Annotated in this window: 15 protein-coding genes and 2 tRNA genes; 9 read left to right on the top strand and 8 right to left on the bottom strand. The window is 34.2% G+C overall.

What is annotated here, in order from left to right:
• Positions 1-25: 25 nt before the first annotated feature.
• The gene (locus OLM57_RS01570) at positions 26-1,117 is read left to right on the top strand and encodes a fatty acid desaturase family protein (RefSeq protein ID WP_264565487.1); all 1,092 of its coding nucleotides are present in this window, start codon (positions 26-28) and stop codon (positions 1,115-1,117) included.
• 42 nt (positions 1,118-1,159) lie between these two features.
• Positions 1,160-2,365, top strand: a complete 1,206-nt coding sequence (locus OLM57_RS01575; RefSeq protein WP_264565488.1) for a pyridoxal phosphate-dependent aminotransferase — start codon at positions 1,160-1,162, stop codon at positions 2,363-2,365.
• Positions 2,366-2,555: 190 nt separating this feature from the next.
• Here OLM57_RS01575 and OLM57_RS01580 read toward each other — a convergent pair whose 3' ends face one another.
• Positions 2,556-5,132 carry an AsmA-like C-terminal region-containing protein gene (locus OLM57_RS01580; protein WP_264565489.1) on the bottom strand — a complete coding sequence of 859 codons (2,577 nt, stop codon included), beginning with the start codon at positions 5,130-5,132 and terminating at the stop codon, positions 2,556-2,558.
• Positions 5,133-5,350: 218 nt separating this feature from the next.
• On the bottom strand, positions 5,351-7,108 hold the full coding sequence (gene sppA / locus OLM57_RS01585) for a signal peptide peptidase SppA (RefSeq protein ID WP_264565490.1): 1,758 nt from the start codon (positions 7,106-7,108) through the stop codon (positions 5,351-5,353).
• 129 nt (positions 7,109-7,237) lie between these two features.
• On the opposite strand from sppA, the gene folK reads away from it, so the two are divergent.
• On the top strand, positions 7,238-8,374 hold the full coding sequence (gene folK, locus OLM57_RS01590) for a 2-amino-4-hydroxy-6-hydroxymethyldihydropteridine diphosphokinase (RefSeq protein ID WP_264565491.1): 1,137 nt from the start codon (positions 7,238-7,240) through the stop codon (positions 8,372-8,374).
• 1 nt (position 8,375) lies between these two features.
• On the opposite strand, the gene OLM57_RS01595 is transcribed toward folK, so the two are convergent.
• From OLM57_RS01595 to OLM57_RS01605, 3 genes are all read right to left on the bottom strand, one after another.
• On the bottom strand, positions 8,376-11,258 hold the full coding sequence (locus OLM57_RS01595) for a T9SS type B sorting domain-containing protein (protein ID WP_264565492.1): 2,883 nt from the start codon (positions 11,256-11,258) through the stop codon (positions 8,376-8,378).
• A gap of 106 nt (positions 11,259-11,364) precedes the next feature.
• Positions 11,365-11,901 (bottom strand): RNA methyltransferase, encoded by a 537-nt coding sequence (locus tag OLM57_RS01600; protein WP_264565493.1) that lies wholly within the window; start codon positions 11,899-11,901, stop codon positions 11,365-11,367.
• A 72-nt stretch (positions 11,902-11,973) separates the two neighbouring features.
• A complete protein-coding gene (locus OLM57_RS01605; RefSeq protein WP_264565494.1) occupies positions 11,974-12,432 on the bottom strand; it encodes a DUF1573 domain-containing protein in 459 nt (152 codons plus the stop codon).
• Positions 12,433-12,585: 153 nt separating this feature from the next.
• On the opposite strand from OLM57_RS01605, the gene mutS reads away from it, so the two are divergent.
• The 4 genes from mutS to OLM57_RS01625 all read left to right on the top strand — a co-directional run bounded on the left by mutS (position 12,586) and on the right by OLM57_RS01625 (position 15,998).
• A complete protein-coding gene (gene mutS, locus OLM57_RS01610; protein ID WP_264565495.1) occupies positions 12,586-15,192 on the top strand; it encodes a DNA mismatch repair protein MutS in 2,607 nt (868 codons plus the stop codon).
• Positions 15,193-15,344: 152 nt separating this feature from the next.
• Positions 15,345-15,420 (top strand) — tRNA-Gly (locus tag OLM57_RS01615).
• Between the two features lie 12 nt (positions 15,421-15,432).
• Positions 15,433-15,518: transfer RNA gene (locus OLM57_RS01620), tRNA-Leu, on the top strand.
• 132 nt (positions 15,519-15,650) lie between these two features.
• Positions 15,651-15,998, top strand: coding sequence for a DUF1508 domain-containing protein (locus tag OLM57_RS01625; RefSeq protein WP_264565496.1), 348 nt, complete (start codon positions 15,651-15,653; stop codon positions 15,996-15,998).
• 100 nt (positions 15,999-16,098) lie between these two features.
• Here the strand turns inward: OLM57_RS01625 and OLM57_RS01630 are convergent, their stop codons facing one another.
• Both OLM57_RS01630 and OLM57_RS01635 read right to left on the bottom strand, forming a co-directional pair.
• Positions 16,099-16,308, bottom strand: a complete 210-nt coding sequence (locus tag OLM57_RS01630; RefSeq protein WP_264565497.1) for a hypothetical protein — start codon at positions 16,306-16,308, stop codon at positions 16,099-16,101.
• Between the two features lie 248 nt (positions 16,309-16,556).
• On the bottom strand, positions 16,557-17,795 hold the full coding sequence (locus OLM57_RS01635; RefSeq protein WP_264565498.1) for a 3-deoxy-D-manno-octulosonic acid transferase: 1,239 nt from the start codon (positions 17,793-17,795) through the stop codon (positions 16,557-16,559).
• A 272-nt stretch (positions 17,796-18,067) separates the two neighbouring features.
• On the opposite strand from OLM57_RS01635, the gene OLM57_RS01640 reads away from it, so the two are divergent.
• Together OLM57_RS01640 and galE are read left to right on the top strand one after the other, a co-directional pair.
• On the top strand, positions 18,068-19,198 hold the full coding sequence (locus OLM57_RS01640) for a DegT/DnrJ/EryC1/StrS family aminotransferase (protein ID WP_264565499.1): 1,131 nt from the start codon (positions 18,068-18,070) through the stop codon (positions 19,196-19,198).
• 49 nt (positions 19,199-19,247) lie between these two features.
• A complete protein-coding gene (galE, locus tag OLM57_RS01645; protein ID WP_264565500.1) occupies positions 19,248-20,261 on the top strand; it encodes a UDP-glucose 4-epimerase GalE in 1,014 nt (337 codons plus the stop codon).
• Between the two features lie 88 nt (positions 20,262-20,349).
• Here galE and fabD read toward each other — a convergent pair whose 3' ends face one another.
• Positions 20,350-21,222 carry an ACP S-malonyltransferase gene (fabD, locus tag OLM57_RS01650; protein WP_264565501.1) on the bottom strand — a complete coding sequence of 291 codons (873 nt, stop codon included), beginning with the start codon at positions 21,220-21,222 and terminating at the stop codon, positions 20,350-20,352.
• Positions 21,223-21,499: the final 277 nt, after the last annotated feature.

Here is a 21,499-nt window from a genome sequence, read left to right on the forward strand (position 1 = left end):
ACCTTTGCAAATATTCAAAAATATTATGATCAATACCCCACCTACATTTGCAAAACAAGACAATCTAAAATTTTTTAGAACTCTTAACTCACGGGTTAACAGCTATTTCAAAGAAAACAATTTAGAGAAAACCGGAAACTGGAAAATACATTTGAAAACTGTAATTCTTTTCACTGTTTTTCTTGTTCCTTACTTTTTGATACTTACTTTAGACATGCCTTTCTGGACTCACTTGCTACTAACCATTGTTATGGGAATTGGAATGGCAGGCATTGGTATGAACGTAATGCACGATGCCAATCACGGATCTTATTCAACCAAAAGTTGGGTAAATAAATTTATGGGAGGAACTATTTATGTTTTAGCTGGCAACGTACATAACTGGCAAGTACAACACAACGTTTTACACCATACTTATACGAACATTATAGGTCATGATGAAGACTTGGAAGCAGGAAGAATTATGCGTTTCTCCAAAGAAGCTGAATGGCACAAATTTCATAAGTTTCAACAATATTATGCTGTGTTTTTATACGGATTATTGACTTTCAATTGGGCTATTACAACCGATTTTAAGCAAATGAGAAATTATCTCAAGAGAAAACTTTCATACGGAGAACCAAAAAGCCCAAAAACACTTTGGACAACTTTAATCATTACAAAAGTTATTTATTTATCCATCTGGATAGTGTTGCCTATTGTAATTGGAATCACTTGGTGGAAAGTGCTGATTGGATTTTTCATAATGCATTACACTGCCGGATTAATATTAAGTATTGTATTTCAATTGGCTCACGTAGTAGATGAAGCTTCCAATCCGCAACCAAATGAGGCTGGCGAAATGGAAAACACTTGGGCGATTCATCAATTGTTTACCACTGTAAATTTTGCTCCAAAAAACAAAATCGTAAACTGGTACACTGGAGGATTGAACCACCAAATCGAGCACCATATTTTTCCTCACATTAGTCATGTACATTATGGCAAAATTGCAAAAATTGTAAAAGAAACGGCAAAAGAATGTCAATTGCCTTACTATGAATACAAAACAATGACAGCTGCTGTTATTGCCCATTTCAAACATTTAAGAACATTGGGTCTAGAACCCGCTCTATAATAATTATCTAAAAAAAGAATAAACCAAAAAATTTACATTTTAATGAGCAATCCACTTTCAGACAGAATTAACAATCTAGCTACATCACAAACATTAGCGATGGCTGCATTGGCAAGAGAATTAAAAGCACAAGGAAAAGACATTATCAGTTTAAGTCTTGGAGAACCTGACTTCAACACACCAGATTTCATCAAGGAGGCCGCAAAAAAAGCGATTGACGAAAATTACAGCACTTACTCTCCAGTGGAAGGTTATGCAGAGTTGAAAGAAGCTATTTGCAGAAAATTTAAAAGAGACAACGATTTAGATTACAAGCCATCACAAATTGTGGTTTCAACTGGAGCCAAACAATCTTTATACAACATTGCTCAAGTAATGCTTAATGACGGTGACGAGGTAATTTTACCGGCACCTTATTGGGTAAGTTATTTTGAAATTGTAAAATTATCAGGAGGAGTTCCTGTAGAAGTTCCTACTTCTGTAGAAACCGATTTCAAAATTACACCAGAACAACTAGAAGCAGCCATCACACCAAAAACAAAAATGATGTGGTTCAGTTCTCCTTGTAATCCGAGTGGATCGGTTTACAACAGAGAAGAGCTAACAGCTCTTGCAAAAGTTTTAGAAAAACACCCCCACGTCTATGTAGTTGCCGACGAAATTTATGAACACATCAATTTCTCAGGAACTTTTTGCAGTATTGCTTCTATTCCAGGAATGTTGGAAAGAACTATTACTGTAAATGGAGTTGCAAAAGCATTTGCGATGACAGGATGGAGAATTGGATACATCGGAGCTCCAGAATTTATCGCAAAAGCATGTACTAAAATCCAAGGGCAAGTTACTAGCGGAGCCAACAGCATTGCACAACGTGCTACTATTACCGCTGTAGACGCAGACCCATCTGTATTGAAACACATGGTTGACGCTTTCCATAGCCGTAGAGACTTAGTAGTTGGATTATTAAAAGAAATCCCAGGAGTAAAAATAAACGTTCCTGAAGGAGCATTCTACGTATTTCCAGACGTTTCATCTTTCTTCGGAAAAACATTGAAAGGAACACTTATCAAAGATGCCAATGATTTCTCTATGTATCTTTTGGCAGAAGCTTGTGTAGCAACTGTTACTGGTGACGCTTTTGGAAATCCAAATTGTATTCGTTTCTCTTATGCAACTAGCGAAGAATTATTAAAAGAAGCTTTAAAAAGAATTAAAGAAGCCGTTTCGCTTACTGAAGTTCTGGCATAAATAGAATTTATTTCAATTTCAAAACAGTTTAAGGTTTAAAGTTTAATCACTTTATACTTTAAACTGTTTTTTTTACCCAAACCTGAATTCAATATTTTTTTTGGCTAGTCAATCCCTCCTAATTAGATTCAAAAAAAATCCCAACTCATTTTTAAACAAGTTGGGAATATTGCAATGCTGAACGTTTTCTTTAATTCTTTTTCTTAAATAAGCCGTTAATTAAATCGCCCGCTTTCTTTTTAATATCTTCTTTTTGTGCATTGGTTTTAGTGGTGTCAGTTTCTGTTTTTTTACCGCCATTCAATAATTTATCCAATTCTGCACTTCCTTTTTTAACCAATTTATCCGATTGTTGTTTGGCCAATTGCATGGTAAGGTTTGTCAAAACCGCTTTCATATCCGATGAAACTTTTGGATTACTAAACGTCCCGGTCACAATAGCAGTAACAGGAATATTCTCGAATTTTGCCGCATCAGCAGCAGACATTTTCGAAATATAGGCATTGGCTTCTGTTCCCAGATATTTAGCAGGAACATTAAATTTCATGTTATAATCCATGTTTTGATCAAAACCGTGAGTACCACCAATAGTAGCTTTTATATCCTGATACTTTACATCAAAAGGTTTTACATTGACTCTTCCGTCTTTAAACGTAAGTGCCGCTTTTATGTCATTTAGATTTACTTTGTTTAAATCTATAAATTTCAAATTAGAACTCAAAGCTTTCAACATGGTCGAGCTATTGGCATTCAAAGTTGTAGAAAGAAATTGACCTATCAAATCACCCGAAAGAGAATTCAAATCCGGCGTCATCTCTGTAGCATTAAGATTCCCATTCAATTTGATAGTTGAATTTAATTTTCCATTTACAATTCCTGCCAACGGAGCTATTTTTTTCAACATTTCTAGTTGAGTAAAACTCTGTTGAATATCGACTTGATTTAAATTTAAATTCATATCAAAAACTGGAGTTTTTCCTTTGGTAGACACACCTCCATTGGCGCCAATTGTTCCTCCAAAAATAGATGTTTTTACATTTTCCAAGGTTACTTTTTCATCCTTGATAATCATTTTTCCAGAAACATCTTTCAAAGTCAAATTATCATACAAAACCGTATTGGCTTTCGCGGTAAGCGTACAATTTAAAAAAGCTGGAATTTTCAGAGGCTCTGCTTTCTTAGTTTCAGTAGTTGCAGGAGCGGTGGCTGTGGTCATGAAATCATTAACAACTAATTGATTTGAGGTCATATTAAAATTCCCTTTCAATTCTTGTTTTCGAAACATAAAACCATAAAAATTATCCAGGACACCCGTTACGCTTAGGTCACTTTTTCCTGTTTTTGCATTGAACTGTTTCAGATGTACCTGACTAGGATTAAATTGTACCAAAGCCGAACTAATGGCCATATTTTTACCATTGGCATCAGCATAATTAAATCCTGTCAAACCAATAGTTCCTGCATTATTAATGTTCTGATATTGACTTTTTTCTACCGAAGCCATGTCAAATTTAGTGGTAACATTCGCTTTCAAAATTCCAGTAAGCGGCTTGTCAAGCTTTATAGGATAGGCTTTCGAAAGATTAGCTAAATTAATAGTTCCCTTCAAGGCAGCATCAACCAATGCATTGGTACTGATATTTTTTATATTGGCTTTTGCATCAAAAACATCCTGATCTATACGAAAAGAAAGTTTGTCTAAATTGACATAAGTGTCATTCATTATACCGGTTTCGTTTACGATTTTAGTATCAATTACGATACTCTGAACTGATTTTGGCAAGTTCGGATATTGAAAAGAACCGTTGTTGGATGCAATGGCAATGTTAAATTTCGGAATGGTTGTATCGGTCAACATCCCTTTCGCAAAGCCATTAACGGTAAAATCTCCGGTAGTTTTCACTCCTTCTAGACTCGAAGAATAGGCAGCTGGAATTAAACCCAAAAAGTTCTTGAACGAAGATGTTGGTGTTTTAAATTTTAAATCATAAACCTGACCCGCATCAACCATCTGAATAAAACCATCAAATTCCAAAGGCAATTGATTGATCAGCGCTTTGTTTTGTTTGAAAGTATATTTGCTTTGATTCAAATCGATTCCTAAAACGGCATCCAGTGACAATGACACATTTTTCATGTAATTGATTTTGCCCATGTCTAGAGAAATTTTGGCAGTCGATTTGGTGTCTAAATCTAATATTGAATTGTTAAAATCACCTTTCCCTTCATGGTTTAAGCTATCAATAACCATTCGAACCTGTGAGCTTTCGTCAAAATATTGAAATTTAAAATTCTCAATTTGGTATTTCTGAATTTTCAATAACATCGGATCACTTTTACCATCGTCTTTGGCTTTATTGTCTTTCAATGCAATGTCAAAATTGCCTATTCCATCTTTGTTGAAAATAATATTGATAAACCCGTTTTTAGAACTGACACCTTCAATTTGTATGGCTTCGTCCTTTCCTTTGAATAATTCTTTGATGGACATATTTAAATTCAATTCACCCAAAGAAACCAATGTATCACCTTCAAAAGGAGCTTTATTGATAATCAATAATTGATCAAGAGTAACGGTTGCTTTTGGAAAATTTTTGAATAAACTCAAGTCTGCATCCACAAAAGAAACTTTGGCATCTACTTTTTCGTTGATGGCTTCTGTAATTTTGGCTTTGATTTGATCTTTGAAGAAATACGGAATAGCAAATAGGGATGCAACAAGAATTACTAATACAATTCCAACGATTTTTAAAATTTTCTTTAGCATATAATTAAAATAAATAAGGTTATTGTTTACAGAAATTGGGTTTGTAAATTAGTTTGTTTGAAAACTGTATTACGAAGGTAATATTTGTTTATTTAAAAAAATATGGGATCACCATTCTTTAATCTTATTTTATGATTTTGGAATCATACTATTTTATAAAAAAAGAAACCCTTTCAATTTTTAGGTTGAAAAGGTTTGCGTCTTTTATGTTAAAAAAATTATTGAATATTTATCTCGAAAGGCATTCTGGCTTGTATCCCCTTTTGAAGTTGTACTTTTTTAATTTGTTGTAGAATGAAATAATTTTCTTCGCCCAGTTCTTCTTTTATCAAAGCTTCTTTAGATTTGGCAAAAGGAAGTTTTGCCAGAATATCACTAAAATTTTTCTCATATTCCGGAAAATTTTGAGTAGAATATGTTTTGATTTTTGCCAAGGAAGCCGCTTCTTTTAAAGCATCATTCAGGTTTCCTATTTTATCGACCAAACCTATTTTCAAAGCTTCAGAGCCAGTCCAAACACGACCTTGTGCAATAGAATCTACCTGGGCAAATGTCATTTTACGTCCTTCGGCAACATGAGTCACAAATGTCTTATAGACACGCTCAACACCTTCGAGAGTTACTGCTTTGAACTTTTCGTTTAAAGGAACAAATGGACTATAATTGGCATTATCATTAGTCATTACTTGTTCTGTGTTAATCCCTATTTTGGTAGACAATTGACTAAAGTTGGGCAATACACCAAAAACACCAATAGAACCTGTAATGGTGTTTTTTTCTGCAAAAATTTTGTTTGCATTGCAAGCAATATAATACCCACCGGAAGCGGCATAATTACCCATAGAAACTACTACAGGCTTTACTTTTTTGGTTAATTCTATTTCTCTCCATATCAAATCTGATGTCAAAGCACTTCCTCCTGGACTATCAACTCGAAGAACAATAGCTTTAATGTCTTTGTTTTTTCTGGCTTCTTGCAAAGATCGACGCATAGAACCTTCGCCAATTACATTCACGTCTCCTTCTCCACTCTGTATTTCGCCTTGAGCGTAAATAACAGCTATTTGATTATCGGTATTTAGATCAATCGAGGTGGTCGCAACATTTTGAGCGTAATCAGACATAGATACTTTATTATAATCTTCATCCGCATCTACCTTCAAAATTTTCTTTATAGCATTATGATACACGTCTTCATAAGCTACAATATCAATGAGTTTGTTGGCCTTTGCCATCTCTGGAGTACGAGCCAATAAACCCGTTGCGATTTCATTCAATCTCCCAGCAGAAATAGTACGGCTTACCGAAATATCGGCAACAATGGAGTTCCAAACCGAGTTTAACAATGCTGTGGTTTGTTCTCTATTGGCATCACTCATTTTATTTTCCAAGAAAGGTTCTACGGCACTTTTGTATTTGCCATGACGAATAACTTCCATCTTTATTCCTGATTTTTCTTGTAAATCTTTAAAAAACATAACTTCGGTCGAAAGTCCTTTAAAATCTAAATCTCCAGCCGGATTCAAATAAATGGTATTGGCTACAGAATTTAAATAATAATCTCTTTGCGAATAATTATTGGCATAAGCCATCACAAATTTACCCGAGGTTTTGAAGTCATTCAAAGCTTCTCTCAATTCTTTACTTTGTGCCAAACCTAAAGAGGAGTTTTCATTTAAGATAGAAATCCCTTTGATATCACTGTCTGTTTTTGCAGCAGCAATGGCATTAATTATATCCGTAAGACCGATTCCTTTTTTCTCAGAAAAAATATCCATCCACGGATCTTTATATTTTCCGGCGTAATCATTCGAAATATTTTCTAAATTTAATTCAATAACCGAATTACTTTTTACTTCAATTCCTTCTGGTTCACCACCAAAAATGGCTCCCAAAAGCACAATTCCGAAGAAAAATAACATAAAAAAAACAAAAATACCAACAATAGTGGCCATTACATTTCCTAAAAATCTCATACAAATCTATTTTTATAATAAGTAGTAAAAAGTATCATTTTGTTACATTTTAGAATTAAAAAATAAAACGCAACAGAGCGCGCAAATATACTGTTATTCTAAAATTCTTTTAGTTAATTTGTGTCTAATATGGAATCACAACATCAAGTCATTTTATCCTTAGGGAGCAATCAAGGCAATCGATTGAAAAACATCGAATTATGCCTGGAATTGATCCATCAAGAAATTGGAACTGTTATAAAAGTTTCCAACCTTTATGAAACTCCGTCATGGGGTTTTGAGAGTGACGCATTTTATAATTGTATTTTATCCATCCATACTTCAAAATCACCTCAGCAGGTTTTAGATCAGGTTTTACAAGTTGAAAAGACACTTGGGCGCATTCGAAATGAAAATGCGGGCTATCAATCCCGAATAATAGATATTGATTTGATTGCGTTTGATGATGAAATAATCGATTTAAAAAACCTTCAAATTCCGCATCCTTTACTGCAGGATAGGAAATTTGTTTTGTTGCCTTTTCAGGATCTAAATATAAATTGGAAGCATCCTGTTTTAAAAAAAACAATTTCAGAGCTAATTCAGATTACACCTGATGTGAGCGTTTGCGAAGTCGTTCAAAAACTAGAAAGTCCATTAGACCAAATACAACTGAATCATTATAATTATATAGCAATAGAAGGAAATATTGGTGCTGGAAAATCGACTTTGGCACTTAAAATGGCACAGGATTTTAATGCTAAAACCGTTTTGGAACGATTTGCCGACAATCCTTTTTTACCCAAATTCTACGAAGATCAAAACCGTTATGCTTTTTCTTTGGAAATATCATTCTTGGCCGATAGATACCAGCAATTATCCGATGATTTGTCTCAATTTGATTTGTTTAAAGATTTTGTGGTAGCCGATTATCATATTTTTAAATCATTGCTGTTTTCCAAAATTACTCTAGGAGAAGACGAGTTTAGATTGTATCGCACCCTTTTTGATATTATATATAAAGAAATGCCAAAACCCGATTTGTACATTTATCTGTATCAAAATACGAATCGATTATTGGAGAATATCAAATCTCGTGGAAGAAGTTATGAGCAAGATATTACCGCTGAATATTTAGAAAAAATAAACAAAGGATATTTGGAATACATCAAAACCCAGACCGATTTGAATGTTTTAATTATTGATGTTTCCGATCGTGATTTTGTAAACAAGCAAGAAGATTACCTATATATTTTGAATGAAATTCAAGAAAAAATCAAACAATAATTTATCTTTTCAAAGAGAAATGTCCTTTGACTTCCGGGCTATTATTGTCTAATTTTAAAACATACCAATAATCTGTTGCAGGCAAAGGAGTTTTATTGAAAGTTCCATCCCAACTTCGATTTGAAGCATTGAGTTGAGTTATTATTTTTCCGTAGCGGTCAAAAAGAGTTACTTCTGCCAAAGGGTAATTGACGATTCCTTTTACTTCCCAAACATCATTAAAACCATCATTATTCGGAGTAAAATATTTTGGAACAACAATCACAACAAAGGGTTTACTGTCCATAGTGCAAAGATTTACCTCTCGCACATAAGCAGTTTGCAATCCACTCGGAGCGTTGGTAAAAATATTTGAGTTTTGATAATTTACGCCATCGATTGAATATTCAAAATAGTTTTCACTCTTTATTAGTTCAACTGTTACCGTTGTTTCATTTACAAGGATATCTTTTATTTCTGGTTTATTGTTTTCTACAACCGTAATTGTTTTTTTACTCGTACAGCTTTCTGGCGCAAGGCTAGTTACATCTACAGTATAAACCCCTTTTTCTGTCACATCTATTGTTTGAGTGAATGCACCCGTAGACCATAGATAAGTCATGTTTGGAACAGCTGCATCCAGTGTTATACTAAAAGAAACACAATGTGCAACTTCTTGATCGCTAACTGGTGGTAGTGGATAAATTAGTATGTCAACTGGAATTCGAGTACTATTTATACAGCCATTATTAGTCGCTTCTGCATAATACACTGAATTTACCGAAATGCTTGGAGTAATAAACGACTGCCCTGTACTTAAAATTGTTCCTCCAACCAGTTCTGAATACCAGTTTACTGTTCCAGCCGAAGCCAAGGCTGTCAATGTGACTGATCCCGGTCCACAATTAGTAACAGGAGTATTGGTTTGTGTAATAGACGGAGTTGTATTTATAGTTGCAATTACTTCTTTTCTTGCTGTTGAACATCCAGCATCTACAAAATATGAAGTAGTCGCTGTCAATATTGGAGTCGTAAAACTTGTTCCGCTTCCTAATAAATTCCCTCCGGTAACAGCACCATACCAATTAATAGTTCCCGCAGATGCTGTTGCATTAAGGGTCATGGCTCCAGAATCACATTTTGAAGCTGGCGAAGTAGTAAGTATCGATGGAATTGTCAAAGTAGTACTAGCAGAAAGTTGCAATACGGGATCTCCAGGCATCCCTCCATATTCTACAATATATCCTTTGGGTTGGTAGTCACCACTTGGGCTTCCAGCATCGGCTAAATCATTCCAAGAACCAGCTTTCCCAATACTTGGCGCTGTTATATGAGCATAATCTTCATCACCAGCTTGGTTGGGTTCGTTGAAATTCCAAAAGGCAAAATTCGGGGTTGATCCATTCGAAAGTCCGTTCCAGAAAACAGTTCCTATTTCTGGACCTGTTACCCATTTCCAAACACCTTCTGTTTCGGCATCGCTACCTCCAATCCAACCAGCGCCGGGAGCTTGTTTTCCTGCCAACTGAGCTTCATCTGCAGCCGTAATTGTTGCCAAATAGCCTTTTAATCCGTAATATGTTCTTACCTCAGCAGCAGCTTTTGCGACAGTCCAAGTAACTCCTATATTAGGCACGAACTCATAATAATGGCCATTTCGAGGTAAATAATTGGCCTGACCTATACTAATCGAAAAATTTTTAATTCCAGAAGGTGTAATAGAAGAATTCGTAAATTGAACGTCCTTAATCGCACTTTCAAAATCAGAGTATGTAATTGGTAGTCCAGATGGACTTTTTAAAGTTAATTTCCCTTCACTTGCATTCCAACTACTTCTTACGGTTGGATGCAGCAAAGCATTATTAAGGAACAACTGATCATTACCATTGCTATAACCTGATGATATTTGTACGTAAATAGCATCAGTGCTCGTATCATCTGGATCGGTAATAGAAATTGATGTAACAATATTTACGCTTGTTAATGGACAGTAAATTTGATTCCCTGAAGCTGTAATAATTGGTGCAGCGTTGTTTAAAACAGTATTGCAAGTGCTAGAAAAATTAGCTGTTATGTCTTTGTTTGAAGACCAATTCGCATTTGAATAAGCGACATTGTCAACTTGAATGCAGCTAAGATTAGGATTGAATTTAAAATCGGCAACATTCATTAGATTATTGATTCCGTTTTTTAAATTTAACGAGGTTAATTTATTGTTTTCGCACTGGAAAGAACTTAAATTGATGTTTTTGGAAATGTCCAAATTTGTTATTTGATTATTGTTGCAAGAAAATAAGTTGATTTTTGTGTTTTTTGAGATGTCTAAATTGCTGATTTTGTTATCATAACAAACAAATATATTTAAATTTGTGTTGCTTCTAGTATCTAAATTTGTTATTTGGTTAAAGGTACAATAGAATGAATTTAATGCGATGTTTCTTGAAATGTCTAAATTAGTAAGATTGTTATAGCTACAGCCTAAATCATTTAAAGATAAATTATTTGAAATGTTTAAATTGTTTAATTTATTGAAATTACAATTTAATGAGGTAAGGTTGGTGTTGTTATCTACATTTAAACTAGTTAATTGATTGTAACTACAATCTAAATATTTCAACTGAATGTTTTTAGTTAAATTTAGAGTAGTTAAATTATTATTGTTACAAATGAGTGTTTGTAAATTTGTGAAATCTTCAATCCCTGTCAAATCTGAAATGTTTTCAAATCGCATTTCTAAACTTGAAATAAAAGAGACATTTGACGTAAGGACTTTACCGTCAATTGCACCATTGTCTATACCTAAGCTAATTAATGTTCTTTCGAAATTGGTATCTGGAATTGCTGTATATTGGGCAAACACAAAAAAAGTTGAGAATAGTGAAAGAAAAAAGAATATGTTTTTCATAGTTAGCCAATTTCTTGAAATCGTTTTGTAAAAATACCTAACTATGAACAAAAAAAAATGACATTCAATAATTATTTTGTTAGAATTAAGTGTTTTTTTTTGAAATTTACTGATTCATATTGATTTTACAAAACAAATCCCAAACCACAATCCCGGCACTTACCGAAATATTTAAAGAATGCTTGGTACCCAATTGCGGAATTTCTATACAACCATCACACAAAGCAACCGCATCCTGCGCAACTCCATATACTTCATTTCCAAATACTAAGGCGTATTTTTGGTCTTTTTTTACTTTAAAATCTTGAAGAAAAATGGCGCTTTCCACCTGTTCAATAGCCAAGGTAGTTATGTTTTCTTTTTTTAGATTAGCAATAACTTCCAATACATTTTCTTGATGCTCCCAAGTAACCGTTTCGGTGGCTCCGAGGGCAGTTTTGTGAATTTCTTTATTGGGGGGTGTAGCCGTAATACCGCATAGAATTATTTTTTCTATCAAAAAAGCATCTGCTGTTCTAAAAACCGAACCAATATTATGCAAACTACGAATATCATCTAATACTAGAATTAAAGGTGTTTTGTCTGATTTTTTAAAATCAGCTATTGATTTTCGTTCTAATTCATTGTTTTCTAGCTTTCTCATTGTTTGGCAAAAGTTTACAAAAAAGGCTTCCTAGTAATTAGGAAGCCTTTTTTAATTGTATAAAATATAATATTAGCTTTTTGTAGCAGCTGGTGCAGCATCTGGCAATACAGTTCCTTTGATAGTAAGAACAACGCTTGGTTTTCCTTCAGCATTTGAAGTTACTGTAACTGTTTTTGTAAATGGACCAACTCTGTCTGTTGCATATTTTACTCCAATAACTCCTTTTGCTCCTGGTGCAATTGGTTCCTTTGGTGTAGTAGGCACAGTACATCCACAAGATCCTTGTGTGTTTGTAATGATTAATGGTTTGTTTCCATTATTTGTAAATGTAAATTGACGATTTCCATCAGCGTTGTGTGCAATGGTACCGTAATCGATAGTTTCACTTGCAAAAACCATTCCTGCTCCATCTACTGTAGGAAGTGCTGCTGTTGTTGTGGCTTTTTTACTTTTCTTTGAAGTTTCTTGGGCATTAGAAGTAGTTACTCCTAAAACAGTTAGCATAGCTAATAGAAATATTTTTTTCATAGTCTTTTTTAAATTATTGGTACAAATTTATACAAATAAACAAAATAGTATTGTAAAATTTTCTTAAAAGTAATTTAATTTTTGCCTCCTTAGTTTTTTGCTATATAAAATTATAAATTCGCTGAGTTTTTTATTCATTTTAACACAACCATTTTGGCAACTAAAGATAAGACAGTTAAAGAGACTCCGTTAATGAAACAATACAACGAAATCAAGAGGAAATATCCGGATGCATGTTTGTTGTTTCGTGTAGGCGATTTTTATGAGACTTTTGGAGAAGACGCCGTTCGGGCTTCTAAAATTCTTGGAATAACATTAACCAAAAGAGGTGCAGGATCGGAAACAGAAACTGCCCTGGCCGGTTTTCCACATCATTCGATAAATACGTATTTGCCAAAATTAGTCAAAGCTGGTCTTCGTGTCGCAATTTGTGATCAGCTTGAAGATCCAAAAATGACAAAAACGATTGTAAAACGTGGTGTTACAGAATTGGTAACTCCAGGCGTTTCTATGAATGATGAAGTCTTGCAATCCAAAACCAATAACTTTTTGGCAGCTATTTATTTCGCCAATAAAACAATCGGAATTTCTTTTTTGGACGTGTCTACAGGAGAGTTTCTTACGGCTCAGGGAAATGCGGAGTATATTGACAAATTACTTCAGAATTTTAATCCAAGTGAGGTTTTGATTCCGAAAAATAATAAAAGTGATTTTCGTGAAATTTTTGGTGAAGATTTTCATAATTTCTATTTAGAAGATTGGATTTTTAAAGAAGATTATGCTTTTGAAACCTTAACCAAACATTTTCAAACGGTTTCACTAAAAGGTTTTGGAATCGAAGAATTAAACGAAGGAATCATTGCTTCGGGTGCCATTTTATATTACTTATCCGAAACACAACACAATAGAGTACAGCACATTACATCTATTCAGCGAATTGCCGAAGATGCTTACGTCTGGATGGATCGATTTACCATACGCAATCTCGAATTATATCATAGTTACAATCCAAATGCAGTCACACTTTTGGATGTGATTGACAAAACGCTTTCGCCAATGGGAGGACGTTTACTCAAACGTTGGCTGGCATTACCATTAAAGGATAATAATAAAATCAAGAGCCGCCATCAGGTAGTGGCTTATTTAAAAGAAAACCAAGATATTCTAAAAAACATTCAATATCAAATCAAACAAATTTCGGATTTAGAGCGATTAATTTCCAAAATTGCCACAGGTAAAGTTTCCCCAAGGGAAGTGGTGTATTTGAAAGAGTCTTTAGATGCCATTATTCCAATTAAAACTTTAGCGTTAGCGAGTCCTCAAGAAGCGGTAAAAGTAATTGGAGATAGTTTACACAGTTGTGATTTGTTGCGCGAAAAGATAAAAACCACCCTGAATCAAGATGCTCCTGTGGCCGTTGCCAAAGGAAATGCAATAGCCAAGGGAATCAATGAAGAGTTGGACGATTTACGTGCTATTTCAACTTCAGGAAAACAATTTCTGGAAGGAATCGAAAAAAGAGAATCAGAACGAACAGGAATTTCTTCTTTGAAAATATCATTCAATAATGTTTTTGGATATTACATAGAAGTTCGAAATACCCATAAAGACAAAGTGCCTGCAGAATGGATTAGAAAACAAACATTGGTTAGCGCCGAACGTTATATTACCGAGGAGTTAAAAGAATACGAAACCAAAATCCTTGGCGCCGAAGAAAAAATTCAAAAAATAGAATCCGATTTATTCGAACAATTAGTAAGTTGGATTGCCACTTACATCAAGCCTGTTCAAATGAATGCCAATTTAGTAGCACAATTGGACTGCTTGTGCTCCTTTACCCAATTGGCTATCGAAAATAAATATGTTTGCCCGGATTTAGATGAAACATTCGAACTGGACATCAAAAACGGAAGACACCCAGTCATCGAGAAGCAACTGCCAGTTGGAATGCCTTATATTGCCAATGATGTTTTCTTGGATAGAGAAACCCAACAGTTAATTATGATTACCGGACCAAACATGTCGGGTAAATCGGCAATATTGCGTCAAACCGCCTTAATTGTATTATTAGCCCAAATGGGAAGTTTTGTACCTGCCGAAAGTGTTCGAATGGGAATTGTAGACAAAATATTCACGAGAGTGGGTGCAAGTGATAATATTTCGATGGGCGAATCTACTTTTATGGTCGAAATGAACGAAACTGCCTCCATCCTAAATAATATTTCTGATAGAAGTCTGGTGCTGTTGGACGAAATTGGAAGAGGAACCAGCACCTACGATGGAATTTCAATCGCATGGGCAATAGCGGAATTTTTACACGAACATCCTTCAAAACCCAAAACCTTATTTGCCACTCATTATCATGAATTGAATGAAATGAGCGAATCGTTACCTCGAATTCAGAATTACAATGTGTCCGTAAAGGAACTAAAAGACACAGTGCTTTTTATTCGAAAACTAGTAAAAGGAGGAAGTGCACACAGTTTTGGTATTCATGTCGCAAAAATGGCAGGAATGCCACAAATCGTTATTTTGAAAGCACAAAAAATGTTAAAGAAGCTAGAGAAAAACCATTCCAGCGATGCTCTTAACGGAATTAAAGCCGATAAGGAAGAAATGCAAATGAGCTTCTTTAATCTTGATGATCCACTCTTGGAAGAAATCAAAGATGAAATTGTAAATTTGGACATTAACACCATTACTCCTGTTGAAGCTTTAATGAAACTCAACGAGATTAAACGAATGCTATCCAGAAAATAATTTTTTTTTTATATTTAAAGCAATCGTTGTCAGAACGTTAAATTTTATCATGATTTTTTTTCTAAAAAAGGCTTGTGTAATTGAATAAATGTACTAAATTTGCAACCGCAATACAAAACAAGTATCGCAGTTCGCTTTAGCGAATTGAGAATGCGAAAATAGCTCAGTTGGTAGAGCGCGACCTTGCCAAGGTCGAGGTCGCGGGTTCGAGCCCCGTTTTTCGCTCCAACACCACATAATGCTCGGATGGTGAAATTGGTAGACACGCTGGACTTAAAATCCAGTGAACAGCAATGTTCGTGCGGGTTCAAGTCCCGCTCTGAGTACTAAAAAGCTTCAAACTATGTTTGAAGCTTTTTTATTTATACAAAATCATGTCTGAATAAATTAGTTTTTATTTCAGTCTGCACATTTTTAAATCTAAAATTCTAAATTCTGCAATCTAAAATCTAAACTTTATGGGCGCTTTTGTTATAAGTAAAAGGTTTGATGACCAGTATAAATTTGTATTTACTTCAAGAAAAGGAAAAGTAATCTTTACAAGTATGAGATATGAACTTAAATTCGAATGTGAAGAAGCGATAGAATATTTCAAAAACAACATCGAATTGGCAACTTTTACCAAATTCAAATCACCTGGTAATAAGTATTTTTTTAAGTTATTTTTGGACGGAGCCCAAATTGCATTAAGCAGAAAATACACAACTGAATTAAGAGTTCAAAAAGGAATCGATGAAATCATAAAATACGCCTCAGTTTCTGAAATATTAGACTTTTCTGATGACGATCTAATTTTTACAGCTTGATATTTTTAAGACGCTCTTGTTAGAGCAAAAGCTGTTTTTAAAGCACAAAAAAAAGCTGCATACAAGTATACAGCTTATTTTTTCTTTTTGTAATTTGAAATTACTTAGCTGGAGTTGCAGCAGGTGCAGCAGCTGGAGTTGCAACAGTATCAACAGTAGTAGTTGAATCAACAGCGATTACAGCAGAAGAATCAGTTACAACAGCAGTAGAATCTACAGTTGTAGTTTCAACTACTTCAGCATCAGCTTTTTTACAAGAAACAACAGTTAAAACAGCAACAACGGCTAAACTTAAAAATACTTTTTTCATCTTAATTTAATATAAAGGTTAATTATTAATTCGTGGCAAAGATATAAAATTTTTAATACGTAAAATATTTTTTCATTTATTTTTTTAAAATTATTTTCTATCAGCACTTTAGCACTTTGTAACAGAAATCTTTTAACATACATAATAACACGAAAAAAGATTGGAAATTTACAATATTCTGTATTATAATTGAAAAAATTATAGATTTTTTAATTTCGCCAATATATGGGTTTTGTTATCAAAAAAACTTAAATAGAAATTATTTTTGAAATTATACAACTAGTTGCCCCTTTATTACTTTGGACAAAATTGTTACAAATAATCCCCTTTTCGTCCCTTGCCTTTTTTGAATCAAGTAAATCATTAATAGCAAGTTCTAATTCCTCGTAATTAGAAACAGAAGTACAACCTCCCAACGCCACCAAAGCTGTTGCTTCTGCAAAATGAGAATAATTCGGCCCAATCACAATTGGAACACCAAAAGTAGCTGGCTCCAATATATTATGGACACCTGGATTACCAAATCCCCCTCCAACATAAGCTATATCAGCATAACTGTATATTTTGGTAAGAATTCCGACAGTATCAATTATAAACACATCATATTGCGATAAATCTTTATCCTCTTTTTCAGAAAATAAAACTACTTTATTTGCAATGCTTTTTTTCAATTGTTGAATTTGCTCCTTTTTTATATTGTGTGGAGCAATTATAAATTTGACATTTTTTAAAGCACAATTATTAATAAAATCAATTAACAAAATTTCATCTTTTGGCCACGAACTCCCCACAACTATTGTCACACTATCCCCTTTAAATTTAGCTATAAAATCCAAGTGATTGTCTTTTTCTAAAATAGCCACTACCCTATCAAATCTAGTATCTCCCGAAACAGTAACGTTTGTCATTCCCAATTGCGTTATAAGTCTTTTTGAATCCTTATTTTGAACAAAAAAGTGAGTGAATGTATCCAATGCTTTTCTGTAGAATTCACCATACCATTTAAAAAATAATTGTTTTTCTCTAAAGATTCCCGAAATCAAATAAGTAGGTATGTTTTGTTTTCGAAGTTGATACAAATAGTTAATCCAAAACTCATACTTGATAAAGAAAACAAGATCGGGATGCACTAATTCTAAAAACCGTTTCGCGTATTTTGGAGTGTCCAAAGGCAAATAGAGCGTCACATCGGCTACAGTATTGTTTTTTCGCACTTCGTAACCTGAAGGAGAGAAAAAAGTAATTATAATTTTATGATCAGGATAGTTGTTTTTAATTTTTTCAATTACAGGCAAACCTTGTTCATACTCGCCTAAAGAAGCAGCGTGAAACCAGATGGTTTGATCCTGAGCAGCTATTTTTTGTTCCAAAATCTTAAAAACATCTTTTCTGCCGTCAACAAAAAGTTTCATTTTTGGACTGAAAAGCGCAATAATTTTTAATAAAAACTGGGCTATTCGAATAGTTAAATTATAAAGAAAATGCATCGTTATTTTTTTTGTAAAAATACATTTTCTTTGTGTTATTTTATTCTTTAAAAAATGTTTAAATTTTGGTTCATCCCGACAGCTTACGAGGCATTTTTTATTTTATCGGAAAAATGTTTTTTATTACGAGTTTCATTGCTTTAAACTCATTAAATAACTATTTTTGTTCCGCTTGTTTGAAATAGCAGAATTGTACTTAAATTTTGCACTAAGACAAGTTTTACTTCTATTAATTAGTTCTGTGAATGGCATGGAATATTAAAAAAGAATACATGAAAAAAATACAAATGGTTGACTTAAAAAGTCAATACGATAAAATCGCAGCAACAGTAAACGCTTCGATTCAAGAAGTTTTGGACACCAACACTTATATCAACGGACCTCAGGTTCATGCATTTCAAAAATCACTAGAAGAATATTTAGATGTTAAGCACGTAATTCCATGTGCCAACGGAACCGATGCCTTACAAATCGCCATGATGGGATTGGACTTAAAACCGGGTGACGAAGTCATTACAGCCGATTTTACTTTTGCAGCCACTGTTGAAGTAATTGCTTTGTTGCAATTGACGCCAGTTTTGGTTGATGTGGATTTGGTAAACATGAACATCTCTATTGAAGCTATCAAAAAAGCAATTACACCAAAAACCAAAGCAATTGTTCCTGTTCATTTATTTGGTCGTGCCGCCAATATGGAAGCTATTATGGCTATTGCCAAAGAGCATAATTTATATGTTATAGAAGATAATGCACAAGCCATTGGAGCCAATTGTAAATTCTCGGATGGAACAAAAAAGAAAGCAGGAACTATTGGGCATGTCTCTTCAACTTCTTTCTTTCCTTCAAAAAATCTAGGGTGTTATGGTGACGGTGGAGCAATTTTTACCAATGATGATGCTTTGGCACACAAACTACGCGGTATTGTAAATCACGGAATGTACGAGCGTTACCATCATGATGTTGTAGGAGTCAATTCTCGTTTGGATAGTATTCAAGCAGCGGTTCTTAATGCTAAGTTGCCCTTTTTAGATGATTACGGAAAAGCGAGACAAAACGCAGCCAGAAAATATACAGCTGCTTTTGAAGGACACAAAAATATTGTTGCTCCAAGTATTTGTGATAATTGTGATTGCCACGTTTTTCATCAATATACATTGCGAATTACAGATGCTGACAGAAACGGATTGATGCAGCATTTGCTGGACAAAGGAATTCCATGTGCGATTTACTATCCGATTCCTTTGCATTCTCAAAAAGCTTATTTGGATGTACGTTATAAAGAGGAAGATTTCCCAGTAACAAATCAACTCGTAAAGGAAGTTATTTCATTGCCGATGCATACCGAGTTAGACGATGAACAAATCAAATTTATAACGGATAGCGTTTTAGAATATTTAAAATAATTTCCATAGAAGACGCTATAAATAGCGTCTTTTTTTTATAAAAGCAAATATGAAAATACTAGTAACAGGAGGTTTAGGATTTATCGGTTCGCATACAGTTGTCGAATTACAAAACGAAGGTTTTGAAGTGGTAATTGTTGATAATCTATCCAATTCTTCGAAAGAAGTTTTAAAAGGAATTGTCTCAATTACTGGTAAAATGCCCCTATTCGAAAAATTGGATTTGCGAGTAAAACAAAGTGTACAGGATTTTTTTAAAAAACACGACGATGTTGCTGGTGTAATACATTTTGCAGCATCCAAAGCTGTTGGAGAAAGCGTAGAAAATCCTTTATTGTATTATGAAAACAATATTGCTGCACTAGTATATATTTTGCAGGAATTAGAAAAAAAACCAAAAGCCAATTTTATTTTCAGTTCGTCTTGTACAGTTTACGGTCAAGCTGAAAAAATGCCAATTACCGAAAATGCTCCTTTACAACAACCAATGTCACCTTACGGGAATACCAAGAAAATAGGCGAAGAAATCATAAACGATGTAGCAAAAGCAACTAATATTAATGCAATATTGTTACGCTACTTCAACCCAATTGGATCTCATCCTTCTGCCGAAATTGGAGAATTGCCACTAGGAGTCCCTCAAAATTTAGTGCCTTTTATAACTCAAACCGGTTTTGGTTTGCGCAAAGAATTATCTGTTTTTGGAAATGATTATCCTACGCCTGACGGAACCTGCATTCGGGATTATATACATGTAGTCGATTTGGCAAAAGCTCATGTAATTGCCTTACAACGTTTGTTAAACAATAAGAATCTGGATAAAGTAGAGACATTCAATCTGGGAACAGGAACAGGAAGTTCAGTTCTGGAAGTGATTCGAAGCTTTGAAAAAGTAAGTGGCAAAAAACTTCCCTATAAAATTGTTCCCCGCAGAGAAGGCGATATTACCGAAGCTTATGCTAATACCGATAAGGCCAATACCATATTGGGATGGAAAGCACAATCTTCGTTGGATGAAGCCATGGCAAGTGCCTGGAAATGGGAACAGAAAATTAGAGGATAGATCTCAGAATGCAGATTTTAGAAAAACAAAATCCCAAACTATCAAAGATAATTTGGGATTTTTTTGTTGTTATTCTGCAATCTAAAATTTATGCATTAGCAGTCACAGCTTCTTTATCAATTTTTCCAATCAAACCAGCCAACACTTTTCCTGGACCAACTTCGGTAAACAAAGTAGCGCCATCAGAAATCATTTGTTGAACTGATTGCGTCCAACGTACCGGAGCTGTCAATTGAATAATCAAGTTTTTCTTAATTTCATTTGCATCAGAAACAGCAGTTGCCGTTACATTTTGATACACAGGACAAATCGGAGTTGAGAACGTAGTCGCTTCAATAGCAGCAGCCAGTTCTTCTCTTGCAGGTTCCATCATTGGAGAGTGAAAAGCACCTCCAACTGGCAATAATAAAGCACGTTTTGCACCAGCTGCTTTCATTGCTTCGCAGGCTTTTTCTACTGCTGATGTTTCTCCCGAAATCACCAATTGTCCAGGACAATTATAATTGGCAGCAACCACAACACCGTCGATTGATGCACAAACTTCTTCCACAATATTATCGGCCAATCCTAATACCGCTGCCATTGTAGAAGGTTTAATTTCACAGGCTTTTTGCATGGCTAAAGCACGTTGAGAAACCAATTTCAATCCGTCTTCAAAAGACAAAGCACCATTGGCAACCAATGCCGAAAATTCACCCAATGAGTGTCCAGCAACCATTTCTGGTTTGAAATCTTCAAGATTTTTAGCCAAAATAACCGAGTGTAAAAAAACAGCTGGTTGTGTCACTTTGGTTTCTTTCAATTCTTCTGCCGTACCTTCAAACATAATGTCGGTAATGCGGAAACCTAAAATTTCATTTGCTTTTTCGAATAATTCCTTTGCTAATGGAGAGTTTTCATATAAGTCTTTGCCCATTCCTGTAAATTGCGCACCTTGACCTGGAAATACGTATGCCTTCATATTTTTTATTTTTCTTAATGTTTAAAAAGTTTTAGGTTCTTAAAAGAGACGAACAAAAAACCATCTGCAAAAGTACTACTTTTTTTAGGAGCTGCAATTTTTTGAGTATCAAGAACAAATTTTCTGCCTCTGGCAGCAATCAGATTTCCAGATCTTTTGTCTGTTAAAAAAGTGTTCGGAAAAGTTTTTTATTTCCATTAGCAGAAAATATTCCTCCTTTCTTTTTTAGAAAAAGAATAAATAAATACTAGATGTAATATATTTAAAATCAAATTTT

The sequence above is a fragment of the Flavobacterium sp. N3904 genome, from assembly GCF_025947305.1.
Classification (GTDB): Bacteria; Bacteroidota; Bacteroidia; order Flavobacteriales; family Flavobacteriaceae; genus Flavobacterium.

Excerpts from the sequence above, each read along its gene's own strand:
- OLM57_RS01570 (WP_264565487.1), top strand. The coding sequence starts at position 26 with ATGATCAATACCCCACCTACATTTGCAAAACAAGACAATCTAAAATTT.
- OLM57_RS01575 (WP_264565488.1), top strand. The coding sequence starts at position 1,160 with ATGAGCAATCCACTTTCAGACAGAATTAACAATCTAGCTACATCACAA.
- OLM57_RS01580 (WP_264565489.1), bottom strand. The coding sequence starts at position 5,132 with ATGCTAAAGAAAATTTTAAAAATCGTTGGAATTGTATTAGTAATTCTT.
- sppA (WP_264565490.1), bottom strand. The coding sequence starts at position 7,108 with ATGAGATTTTTAGGAAATGTAATGGCCACTATTGTTGGTATTTTTGTT.
- folK (WP_264565491.1), top strand. The coding sequence starts at position 7,238 with ATGGAATCACAACATCAAGTCATTTTATCCTTAGGGAGCAATCAAGGC.
- OLM57_RS01595 (WP_264565492.1), bottom strand. The coding sequence starts at position 11,258 with ATGAAAAACATATTCTTTTTTCTTTCACTATTCTCAACTTTTTTTGTG.
- OLM57_RS01600 (WP_264565493.1), bottom strand. The coding sequence starts at position 11,901 with ATGAGAAAGCTAGAAAACAATGAATTAGAACGAAAATCAATAGCTGAT.
- OLM57_RS01605 (WP_264565494.1), bottom strand. The coding sequence starts at position 12,432 with ATGAAAAAAATATTTCTATTAGCTATGCTAACTGTTTTAGGAGTAACT.
- OLM57_RS01625 (WP_264565496.1), top strand. The coding sequence starts at position 15,651 with ATGGGCGCTTTTGTTATAAGTAAAAGGTTTGATGACCAGTATAAATTT.
- OLM57_RS01630 (WP_264565497.1), bottom strand. The coding sequence starts at position 16,308 with ATGAAAAAAGTATTTTTAAGTTTAGCCGTTGTTGCTGTTTTAACTGTT.
- OLM57_RS01635 (WP_264565498.1), bottom strand. The coding sequence starts at position 17,795 with ATGCATTTTCTTTATAATTTAACTATTCGAATAGCCCAGTTTTTATTA.
- OLM57_RS01640 (WP_264565499.1), top strand. The coding sequence starts at position 18,068 with ATGAAAAAAATACAAATGGTTGACTTAAAAAGTCAATACGATAAAATC.
- galE (WP_264565500.1), top strand. The coding sequence starts at position 19,248 with ATGAAAATACTAGTAACAGGAGGTTTAGGATTTATCGGTTCGCATACA.
- fabD (WP_264565501.1), bottom strand. The coding sequence starts at position 21,222 with ATGAAGGCATACGTATTTCCAGGTCAAGGTGCGCAATTTACAGGAATG.